Raw genomic sequence first — 11001 nt, 5'->3', positions numbered from 1 at the left:
GTTCCCCACGGTTTCGATGGGCATTGGGCCCATGAACGCGATCTACCAGGCGCAGACGAACCGCTACCTCGAAAACCGCGGGATCAAGGACACCTCCGACCAGCACGTCTGGGCGTTCCTCGGCGACGGCGAGATGGACGAGCCCGAGAGCCGCGGCCTCCTCCAGCTCGCGGCCAACGACAACCTCGACAACCTCACCTTCGTCATCAACTGCAACCTCCAGCGCCTCGACGGCCCGGTGCGCGGCAACGGCAAGATCATCCAGGAGCTCGAGGCCTTCTTCCGCGGCGCCGGCTGGAACGTCATCAAGGTCATCTGGGGACGCGAGTGGGACGGCCTTCTCAAGAAGGACTCCCACGGTCAGCTGGTCAAGATCATGAACGAGACGCTCGATGGCGACTACCAGACCTACAAGGCCGAGTCGGGCGGATTCGTGCGCGAGCACTTCTTCGGCAAGACGCCGGAGACGAAGGAGCTCGTCGCGGACCTGACGGACGAGCAGATCTGGAACCTCAAGCGCGGCGGCCACGACTACTGGAAGGTCTACGCGGCCTACAAGGCTGCAACCGAGTTCAAGGGCAAGCCGACGGTCATCCTGGCCATGACGGTCAAGGGCTACGGTCTCGGGCCGCACTTCGAGGGCCGCAACGCGACCCACCAGATGAAGAAGATGACGCTGCAGGACCTCAAGGACTTCCGCGATCATCTCCGCATCCCCATCACGGACGAGCAGCTCGAGGCGGACCCCTACCGCCCGCCCTACTACCACCCGGGCATGGACTCCCCCGAGATCCAGTACCTCATGGAACGGCGCAAGCTTCTCGGCGGCTTCCTGCCGGAGCGACGCGGCCCGCATCAGGGGATCGCGCTGCCGGACGAGAAGGCGTACGAGGTGGCCAAGCGCGGCTCCGGAAAGCAGCAGGCCGCGACGACCATGGCGTTCGTCCGCCTGCTCAAGGACCTCATGCGGGACAAGGAATTCGGCAAGCGCATCGTGCCGATCGTCCCCGACGAGGCCCGCACGTTCGGCATGGACGCCTTCTTCCCGACGGCCAAGATCTACAACCCCAAGGGCCAGAACTACCTCTCCGTGGACCGCGACCTCGTGCTCGCGTACAAGGAGTCGCCGGCTGGCCAGATCCTGCACGCCGGCATCAACGAGGCCGGCTCGATTGCGGCGTTCACCGGTGCTGGAACGTCGTATGCAACGCACGGCGAGACGCTGGTGCCGGTCTACGTCTTCTACTCGATGTTCGGCTTCCAGCGCACGGGCGACGGCATCTGGGCCGCGGCCGACCAGATGGCGCGCGGCTTCATCATCGGCGCGACGGCCGGCCGCACGACCCTGACCGGCGAGGGGACGCAGCATGCTGACGGGCACTCGCCGCTGCTCGCCTCGACCAACCCTGCGGTCGTCACCTACGACCCCGCCTACGGGTACGAGATCGGCCACATCGTGAAGTCGGGCATCGAGCGGATGTACGGCGGCAACCACCCGGATCCCAACGTCATGTACTACCTCACGGTGTACAACGAGCCGATCGTCCAGCCGGCGGAGCCGGAGGAGCTCGACGTCGAGGGTCTCCTCAAGGGCATCTACCTGCTCGCGCCCGCCAAGATCGACGGCCCGCGGACCCAGCTGCTCGCCTCTGGCGTCGCCGTGCCGTGGGCCCTCGAGGCCCAGCAGATCCTCGCCGAGGAATGGGGTGTCTCCGCCGATGTGTGGAGCGTGACCTCTTGGAACGAGCTCCGTCGTGATGGCCTCGCCGCCGAGCAGGAGGCGTTCCTCAACCCAGGCCAGGAACCGCGGGTCCCGTTCGTGACGCAGCAGCTTGCAGGGGCCACCGGACCGATCGTCGCCGTGACGGACTACATGAAGGCCGTCCCGGACCAGATCCGGCAGTTCCTTCCGAACGAGTTCGCAACCCTCGGTGCAGACGACTTCGGCTTCGCGGACACTCGGGCGGCGGCCCGGCGGTACTTCCACATCGACAGCCACTCGGTCGTGGTACGGGCTCTGCAGATGCTTGCCCGCCGTGGCGAGGTCGACGGCGATGCCCCGCGCCAGGCGTTCGAGCGCTACCGGCTGCTCGACGTCAACGCCGGGACGACCGGCAACGCGGGCGGAGAGAGCTAACCGGCGGCCCCTCGCTGGGTCTCCCCCGCCAGGGGACGCTTCCCCTTGGCGACCACGGACGACGGCGGCGCTCCCCACAGCGGGGGCGCCGCCGTCGTCGTTCGCGCCGCCGACCGCCCGATGCAGGCCGGCCCTTCTTGTAGCCTTCGCACAAATTCAGGGGACGGCGGCCCGGAGCCTATGCTCTTCACATGCCGACTCAGACGCATGCAGCAGGGGGCCCCCGCCGGGGGCGCCTCACGGCCTCCCCTGCCAAGGCAGAGACTCTCAAGAAGCTGCGCAACAGCGTCGGCCAGCTCTCGACGACGACGACCCGCGAGCTCGAGCGGGCGCTTCCCTGGTACGGGCGCCTCAGCGCAGACGAACGCTCCGCGCTCGGACTCGTCGCCCAGAATGGGATCGCGGCGTTCGTCACCTGGTACGAGCGACCGACGCTTCCCTCATGGGTCCTCTCCGACGTCTTCGGCAACGCGCCCACTGAGCTGACCCGTTCGATCAGCCTCCAGAAGGCACTCCAACTCATCCGGATCGTCGTCGAAGTGGTCGAGGATCAGGTGCCGAACCTCGCGTCGGAGGACGACCAGCCCGCCCTCCGCGAGGCCGTACTCCGCTACTCGAGGGAGGTCGCGTTCGCCGCCGCAGACGTGTATGCGCGGGCGGCCGAAACGCGGGGGTCGTGGGATACGAGGCTCGAGGCTCTGATCGTGGATGCGATACTCCGCGGCGAGAACACGGACGCCCTGAGGTCCCGGATCGCTGCACTCGGCTGGAAGGCGCAGGACAATTTTGCCGTGATGGTCGGCAGCTCCCCGCTTGAGCCCAGCCCGAGCTACGTCGGAGACATGCGGCGTACCGCGAGCCGGTACGCGAAAGACGCCCTCGTGGGCATCCAAGGGGACCGCCTCATCCTCATCCTCGGCGGCATCGAGGAGGACGAGACGGCCTACACGCGCCTCAGTGAGCTGTTTGCGCCCGGTCCGGTGGTGTTCGGGCCGCGCGCGGACAGTCTTCCCGAGGTCAGCTCATCGGCACAGGCCGCGTTCGCGGGCCTCTCCGCCGCTCGGGCCTGGCCGAACGCGCCCCGGCCGGTCGCCGCGGATGACCTCCTCCCCGAGCGCGTCGTCGCGGGCGACGACGCGGCGCGCCGCGCGCTCGTCCAGAAGATCTACCGGCCGCTCCTCGCAGCGTCGAACGGACTCGTCGAGACACTCAGCGCGTATCTCGAGCTCGGGCATTCGCTCGAAGCAACCGCCCGGGAGCTCTTCGTGCACGCCAACACCGTGCGATACCGCCTCCGCCGGGTCTGCGACGTCACGGGCTGGGACCCGCTCCTGCCGCGCGAGGCGTTCGTGCTGCAGACTGCGCTCGTCGTCGGCAGACTCGCCGCGCAGCCCTCGGCGCGCGACCGGGCGGTGCGCCAGAGCACCTGAGATTGCCCCTCGACGCGCGAGGCGCCGTTGTAGACTTCCTACAATCCGGGTTCTGGAGCTTGGTACGTGGGGGCACCGCTGGAACCAACCGCACTTTGGAAAGCTGGAAACGTGCTAGCAATTGTCTGCCCTGGACAGGGCTCCCAGACGCCGGGCTTCCTCGCCCCGTGGCTTGAGCTGCCGTCTGTCGCCGAGCAGCTCGGTGCGCTCGGCGAGGTCGTCGGCCTCGATCTCGTCGCCCACGGAACGACGTCTGACGAAGAGACCATCAAGGACACGGCTGTCGCCCAGCCCCTCATCGTCGCCGCCGGTCTCGTGGCCGCCCGGTCGCTCTTCGACGTCGAGCTCTCGACGCTGCCTGTCGTCCTCGCCGGCCATTCGGTCGGCGAGATCACCGCATCTGCGCTAGCGGGCGTGCTGAGCGAGACGGACGCCATGAAGTTCGTAGGCCTCCGTGCTCGCGAGATGGCCAAGGCCGCCGCCGTCACACCCACGGGGATGACGGCGGTGCTCGGCGGTGATCCCGACGAGGTCCAGCGTGCCATCGAAGCAGTAGGCGCGACCCCTGCGAACGTCAACGGCGCCGGCCAGATCGTCGCCGCGGGCACCCTCGAGCAACTCGCAGCCCTCGCCGCGAACCCCCCGGCCAAGGCCCGCGTGATCCCCCTCAAGGTGGCAGGCGCCTTCCATACGCAGCACATGGCCCCAGCTGTCGCGGCCCTCGAAGAGCTGCGCACGAGCCTCAACGTCGTCGATCCGGCTGTTCCGTTGCTGTCGAACTACGACGGGCGCGAGGTCGTCTCCGGCACCGCCGCCGTCGAGAGCCTGGTCGCCCAAGTGTCCCGCCCTGTGCGCTGGGACCTGTGTATGGAGACGTTCAAGGCCCTCGGCATCACCGGCCTCATCGAGCTCGCTCCTGCCGGCACGCTGGCCGGGCTCGCGAAGCGCGGGCTGCCCGGCGTCAAAACGGTTGCCGTAAAGACTCCTGCCGACCTCACGGCCGCCCTCGAGCTGTTCGCCGCCGATGCGGAGCAGAACCCCTCGACCGAGGAGGAACTCGCATGAGCGCCCCCACGCTCCGACAGGCGCCCGTCCAGAACCACTCGCGGGTCCTCAGCTTCGGTGCCTACCGTCCCTCGGTGTACGTCACGAACGAGGAGATCTGCCAGTGGATCGACTCGTCCGACGAGTGGATCCGCCAACGCACCGGAATCGTCACGCGCCACCGTGCCCCCGCTGAGGTCGATCTCATCGACATGGCCGAAGGTGCCGCGCGCGAGGCGATCCAGAAGGCGGGCATCGAGGCCTCCCAACTCGGCGCCGTCATCGTCTCGACCGTGTCCCACCCGTACGCGACGCCCTCGGCCGCCGCGCTCCTGTGTGACCGCCTGGGCGCGACGCCCGCCCCCGCCTACGACATCTCAGCCGCGTGTGCCGGCTACTGCTACGGCATCGCCCAAGCCGACGCGCTCGTCCGTTCCGGCGCCGCCGAGTACGTCCTCGTGGTCGGTGCCGAGAAGCTCAGCGACTACATCGACAACACCGAGCGAAGCATTTCGTTCCTCCTCGGCGACGGTGCGGGGGCAGTCGTCGTCGGCCCGTCCGAGACTCCTGGGATCGGCCCCTCGGTGTGGGGCTCCGACGGCAGCAAGTGGAACACGATCGGCATGACCCATTCCCTCCTCGACGTCCGGGATCTCTCCGACGAGGCCGAGCGCGAGGGCGCAGGCGAGGCGGCCGCCGTCCTCGGCACCGAAGCGAAGATCTGGCCTACCCTGCGTCAGGACGGACAGTCGGTGTTTCGGTGGGCCGTCTGGGAGATGGCGAAGGTCGCAAAGCGCGCGATGGACGCGGCGGGCGTCAGGCCCGAGGACCTGGCAGCATTCGTGCCGCATCAGGCGAACATGCGTATCATCGACGAGATGGTCAAGCAGCTCAAGCTGCCCGAGAGCGTCATCGTCGCCCGCGACATCGCGGACGCCGGCAACACCTCGGCGGCGTCGATCCCGCTTGCCGCGCACCGACTGCTCAAGGAGAACCCCGATCTAAGTGGCAGACTCGCGCTTCAGATCGGGTTCGGTGCCGGCCTCGTGTTCGGCGCACAGGTCATCGCCCTCCCCTAGTTCCCCAGCGCGCCGGCCGGTGCACGGGGCGCGCGAAGCCAAGCCGCACAAGCGGCTTGCCCAGCCAGTCGGCGCCAGCCGGCGATCAGAGAGAAGGAGCCGAAATGGCTAGCAACGAAGAGATCCTCGCCGGCCTGGCCGAGATCATCAACGAGGAGACCGGTCTGGCCCCCGAGTCGGTCCAGCTGGACAAGTCCTTCACGGACGACCTCGACATCGACTCGATCTCGATGATGACCATCGTCGTGAACGCCGAGGAGAAGTTCGGCGTCCGCATCCCGGACGAGGAGGTCAAGAACCTCTCGACCGTCGGCGACGCCGTCGACTTCATCTCGAAGGCTCAGGCCTGATCTCTCTTCGCTGACGGCCGGTACCTTCTCGGTGCCGGCCGTCTGCTCCACCTGCAAGCCTTCGCAGCTTCCGCAGCGGCGGCTCCATGACCCGGAAAGAGTGCAGCATGGCCCGCAAAGTTGTCGTCACTGGCCTCGGCGCCACCACGCCGATCGGCGGGGACGTTCCCACCCTCTGGCAGAACGCCCTCAAAGGAGTATCGGGGGTCCGCCAGCTGACCGACGACTGGGTGGAGAAGTACGACCTCCCTGTGAAGATCGCAGCCAAACTCTCCGTACCTGCCGAGGACGTGCTCGGTCGGGTCGAGATGAAGCGCATGGACCCCTCGACGCAGTACGGCGTGATCGCCGCCCGTGAAGCCTGGAAGGACTCCGGGATCGAGGAGATCGACCACGACCGTCTCGCGGTGGCGTTTGCTACCGGCATCGGCGGCGTGTGGACCCTCCTGAACGCCTGGGACACGCTGAAGGAGAAGGGTCCGCGACGCATCCTGCCGATGACGGTGCCCATGCTGATGCCGAACGGCGTCGCTGCCGCCGTGAGCCTGGACCTGGGCGCGCGGGCCGGCGCCCACACCCCTGTCTCGGCGTGCGCCTCCGGGACGGAGGCGATGGCCGTGGGCCAGGAGCTGATCCGCTCGGGCAAGGCCGACGTCGTCATGGTCGGGGGCGCTGAAGCCGCGATTCACCCGATGCCGCTCGCGGCATTCGCGTCGATGCAGGCCCTCTCGAAGCGGAACGACGATCCCGAGCACGCGTCGCGCCCCTACGACATCGATCGGGACGGTTTCGTCATGGGCGAAGGGGCAGGAGCCCTCGTGCTCGAGGCCGAAGAGCACGCCCTCGCCCGGGGAGCCCGCATCTACGCCGAGCTCGCGGGCACCTCCGTGACGGCAGACGCCTATCACATCACGGCCCCTGATCCCGAGGGACTCGGGGCGACGCGCGCTCTCAAGGCTGCGATGTTCGACGCCCGCGTCCAGCCCGAGGACATCGTGCACGTCAACGCCCACGCGACCTCGACGCCGGTTGGCGACAAGCCGGAGTACACGGCACTCAAGGCGGCACTGGGCCAGCACGTCGACGACGTCGCGGTCTCGGCGACGAAGTCCCAGATGGGACACCTTCTCGGGGCATCGGGCGCGGTCGAGGCAGTGCTCACTGTCCTCGCCGTCCATGAGCGAAAGGCGCCCGCGACGATCAACCTGGACCATCAGGACCCGGAGATCCCGCTCGACGTCGTGACGACGGCGCGCGACCTCCCGCAGGGTGACATCGTTGCACTCAGCAACTCGTTCGGCTTCGGCGGCCACAACGCCGTCCTTGTCGTCCGCAATCACTGACCCTGTCGACGCACTCGCGCACAGACCACGAAGAGGGCTCGCGTTCTGCGGGCCCTCTTCGTGCGCGATGAAGGTGGGTGCGGCTAGCTCAGCCGACTTGGTGCAGCCACCGAACCGGCGCTCCCTCGGCCGCGTGCCGGAAGGGTTCGAGCTCCTCGTCCCAGGCCTCCCCGAGGGCAAGCGAGAGCTCCTGGAAGACGACGCCGGGGTCGCCGGCTCCGGCCTCGTACGCATACCGGATGCGATCCTCGGTCACCATGATGTTGCCGTGGACGTCCGTCGTGGCGTGGAAGATCCCAAGCTCCGGAGTATGCGACCAACGAGCGCCGTCGACGCCTGGGCTCGGTTCCTCGGTGACCTCATAGCGCAGGTGAGCCCACCCCCTGAGGGAGGACGCGAGCTGGGCGCCCGTGCCCGGAGCACCCACCCACGAGAGTTCGGCGCGGAACATCCCGGGCGCTGCGGGCTGAGGGGACCACTCAAGATCCGTGCGCTTCTCAACGACGGAGCCGATCGCCCACTCGACGTGCGGGCATAGAGCACTCGGTGCCGAGTGCACGAACAGCAGACCACGGGTCATCACTGCAGACATTCCATCCTCCATCGCTGTCGGTACGTCTTCCCCTACGACCGTCAGCACGGAGTGCGTGAACCAGTGGTTGTTTCAGTTGTTGGCGCCTTTCCTCCCAAGCCTGCACAGTGCTGGACACTCACGGTGCTGACCTCGGGCGCGGATAGCCGTCACGGGCCATTCTGCACGACAGGAGGCGGAACCGCCAGCACCATGGAGGGCGTTGCGGCGTGTTGCGCCCGAAACGCTTCCGCCTCCGGCTGTCAGGCCCTCGGATGCGCCTGGAGGTAGCTAGACCGGAGCCTCTCAACGGAGACGTGTGTGTAGAGCTGCGTTGTAGCGAGACTCGAGTGCCCCAGAAGCTCCTGAACGGACCGAAGGTCCGCGCCGCCATCGAGCAGATGGGTCGCCGCCGTGTGGCGCAGGGCGTGGGGACCGCTCGCCGCGGTATCTCCGAGAGCCTTGAGGGCAGCGTCGATCGTCTCCCGTGCCTGCCGCTGGCCCAAGCGGCCGCCGCGGCGACCGAGGAAGAGAGCGGAACCGCTGCTCCCTGTCACGAACGACGCACGCGCCCCGAGCCAGCGGACGACGGCGTTGGCGGCCGGGACGCCGAACGGCACCGTCCGCTGCTTGTTGCCCTTACCGAGCACGCGAACAGTCCGGGTGTGCTGGTCCACGTCATCGACGTCGAGACCGACGAGCTCGGAGACACGGATGCCCGTGGCATAGAGGAGCTCGGCGAGCGCCCAGTCGCGAACGGCCGCTGGATCCCCCTGCGTTGCCGCGTCGGCAAGGCCATCAAGCAGCCGCCGGGTCTGATCTTGGTGGAGGACGTCCGGAAGGCTCGGGTGACGCTTGGGCGAAGCCAGCCGTAGCGAGGGGTCGACGTCGAGCAGGCCCTCGCGCACTGCCCACGCCATGAACGACCTCACCGCGGCGGTGCGGCGCGCAAGCGTCGACCTCGCGAGCCCCGCTTCGCTCTGCCGCCCAAGCCACCGTCGAAGCCGCGCAAGGTCGAGGTCTGGGAGCTCCCGCGCCCCGTCCTGCCGTGCCGACTGCAGCATGGACAGGAGATCGCCTTCGTAAGCGCGGACCGTGTGCTCGGAACGACCTCGCCCGAGCGCGAGGTGCCTCAAGAACCCTTCGAGGGGTTCGCGCAGGCCCGCGGGAAGGGGCGTCTCTTCGGTCACAAGCCCACTCTGGCCGCCCTCTGTGGTGGGACCAAGGCGACACTCCCCGAACCCCCGTCACAATCCTCTATCGGTTCTCCGCCTGCTGGTCCCTCCTTCGCCACCCGCCAGCCGTCTGTTGGCACAGGCCCATGAGCTGGAGGCGTCCGAGCCCTGCCCTGACCTGAGCAGCGCTGAGCCCAGCGACCGTGGTCAGGCTGTCGATGCCCGCTCCTCGCTGCACAGGCAGCGCATCGAAGAGGATCAAGTCTTCGACCGCCAAGCCATCATGAATGGCGGGGCGGTCTTCCCGATCACCCCCGAGTCCCTCGCCCGCCGGTGCCAGGAGCTCGTAGGCCTCTTGGACGTCGGTGACGCAGACGGCAACTCCGTCCCGAAGAAGCCGATGGCAGCCCGCCGAGCTCGCGCTGTAGATGGAGCCGGGCACTGCGGCCACGATGCGCCCCATGTCGGCCGCGTGATGTGCCGTGCTTCGCGCCCCTGACCTCCACTGGGCCTCGACCACGACCGTCACCGCCGCAAGCGCCGCGATGAGCCTGTTCCGCCGAAGGAACCGGTGTCTCGTAGGCGCTCCCCCGGGCGGGAGCTCGGAGACGAGCAAGCCGCGACGGGCCACCTCGCGGAGGAGCTCCTCATTGCCGGACGGGTAATAGCGGTCCAGCCCACCGGCCATGACGGCCACGGTCGGGAGGCCGGTCCCTTCCGTTGCCAATGCCGCCCGATGGGCCTGGGCATCGATACCGTAGGCGCCGCCACTCACGACCGTGACGCCACGGTCGACGAGGCCCTTGGAGATTTCTCCGGCGACGCTCAGCCCGTAGTTCGTCGCGTTGCGCGACCCGACCAGGGCGACCGCCGACCGGTGGGACGGAAGCTGGTCCTCGCCCCGCACCCACAGCCCGTGCGGTGCCTGCTCCCCCAAGTCCTCGAACCCGTCCGGCCACTCCGGGTCCTCAGGAATGACGAACCTCCCCCCGAATCGCGCGCCCGTCTCGAGATCGCGGTGCGGTGCGAGATCCGGAACTCTACCCCTCCAGCGCTCTGACGCTGCAGCAAAGCCTTCCCAGGCCTTCGTTCCCCGACCGAGCAGGAGGCTCCGGACACGCCCCTCGATCGCGGGATCGACGGAGCGCTTTCCCGTGGCCACCTGCAGACCTTCCAGGGGGCCCAGCGCCATCACCAACAGGGCACCCGTTGCATCGCCGGGCTCCATGAGCCGGGTGAGAGCCGCTCTGGCGATCCTTGTCTCTTCCAGGCCTTGTCCGCCGGGGGGAATCCCGAGGCCGCCGCCGCGGGCTTTCGGTTCGCCGCTCATCGGACCTCCTCGGTGGTGCGCAGAAGCAGCGCCTCGCCCACGTTGTCGGGGCTCGGCCGGTCATTGCCAGCCAGGTCGGCGATGGACCACGCGAGCCGTAGAACTCGGTCGTAGCCGCGAGCTGTGAGGGTGTGCATCTCCATGGCACGATCCAGGATGCTTGTCGATGTGGAAGGTAGCCTCAGCGGGCCCCTCAGAAGCCGACCCGGTGCTTCCGCATTGGTCGAGTAGCCGAAGGGACGCAGCCGCTCGGCCTGACGCTCCCTCGCCATCAAGACTCGAGCTGCGACCGCGTGTGACGCCTCGCCAGGGCTGTTGCTTCCGAGGTCAACCGCGGAGACTCGCCGCACGCCCAGCTGGATGTCCACGCGGTCGAGCAGCGGACCGGAAAGCCTAGCAAGATACCGTCGTTTCGCTTGAGGTGGGCACGAGCACAGAAGCCCCTTGCCAGAGCCCTGTCCGCAGGGGCACGGATTGGCCGCGAGCACGAGCAGGAACCGGGCCGGATAAGCTGCCGTGCCCGCGGCGCGGTCGATGCTGAC

At 68.3% G+C, this 11001-nt stretch carries 10 protein-coding genes; 6 read left to right on the top strand and 4 right to left on the bottom strand.

The genetic code is table 11. From position 1 onward, the window contains the following. From aceE to fabF, 6 genes are all read left to right on the top strand, one after another. A partial coding sequence (gene aceE / locus V7053_RS15535) for a pyruvate dehydrogenase (acetyl-transferring), homodimeric type (protein ID WP_334173177.1) occupies positions 1-2137 on the top strand: 2137 nt, incomplete at its 5' end. A gap of 191 nt (positions 2138-2328) precedes the next feature. Next, positions 2329-3567 (top strand): PucR family transcriptional regulator, encoded by a 1239-nt coding sequence (locus V7053_RS15530; protein WP_334173176.1) that lies wholly within the window; start codon positions 2329-2331, stop codon positions 3565-3567. A 111-nt stretch (positions 3568-3678) separates the two neighbouring features. Next, positions 3679-4632 (top strand): ACP S-malonyltransferase, encoded by a 954-nt coding sequence (locus tag V7053_RS15525; protein WP_334173175.1) that lies wholly within the window; start codon positions 3679-3681, stop codon positions 4630-4632. After that, complete coding sequence (locus V7053_RS15520) at positions 4629-5690, top strand: beta-ketoacyl-ACP synthase III (RefSeq protein ID WP_334173174.1); 1062 nt, start codon at positions 4629-4631, stop codon at positions 5688-5690. Before V7053_RS15525 ends, V7053_RS15520 begins: the two co-directional genes overlap by 4 nt. A 104-nt stretch (positions 5691-5794) precedes the next feature. Further along, the gene (locus tag V7053_RS15515; protein ID WP_334173173.1) at positions 5795-6040 is read left to right on the top strand and encodes an acyl carrier protein; all 246 of its coding nucleotides are present in this window, start codon (positions 5795-5797) and stop codon (positions 6038-6040) included. 107 nt (positions 6041-6147) lie between these two features. Continuing rightward, complete coding sequence (fabF, locus tag V7053_RS15510; protein WP_334173172.1) at positions 6148-7383, top strand: beta-ketoacyl-ACP synthase II; 1236 nt, start codon at positions 6148-6150, stop codon at positions 7381-7383. 88 nt (positions 7384-7471) lie between these two features. Here fabF and V7053_RS15505 read toward each other — a convergent pair whose 3' ends face one another. The 4 genes from V7053_RS15505 to V7053_RS15490 all read right to left on the bottom strand — a co-directional run. Continuing rightward, positions 7472-7975: a DUF3145 domain-containing protein gene (locus tag V7053_RS15505; protein WP_334173171.1), complete on the bottom strand. Its 504-nt coding sequence runs from the start codon at positions 7973-7975 to the stop codon at positions 7472-7474. Positions 7976-8217: 242 nt separating this feature from the next. Further along, complete coding sequence (locus V7053_RS15500) at positions 8218-9144, bottom strand: tyrosine recombinase XerC (RefSeq protein WP_334173170.1); 927 nt, start codon at positions 9142-9144, stop codon at positions 8218-8220. A 67-nt stretch (positions 9145-9211) separates the two neighbouring features. After that, positions 9212-10459: a DNA-processing protein DprA gene (dprA, locus tag V7053_RS15495; protein WP_334173169.1), complete on the bottom strand. Its 1248-nt coding sequence runs from the start codon at positions 10457-10459 to the stop codon at positions 9212-9214. Continuing rightward, positions 10456-11001 (bottom strand): ATP-binding protein (locus tag V7053_RS15490; RefSeq protein ID WP_334173168.1); only part of this gene is annotated, 546 nt, incomplete at its 5' end. The genes V7053_RS15490 and dprA, both read right to left, overlap by 4 nt.

Origin of the sequence: Sinomonas sp. (genome assembly GCF_036848755.1) — a bacterium.
GTDB lineage: Bacteria > Actinomycetota > Actinomycetes > Actinomycetales > Micrococcaceae > Sinomonas.
Note: the sequence above shows the minus strand (reverse complement) of the source record. Positions and strands in the feature narration are given on the sequence as shown.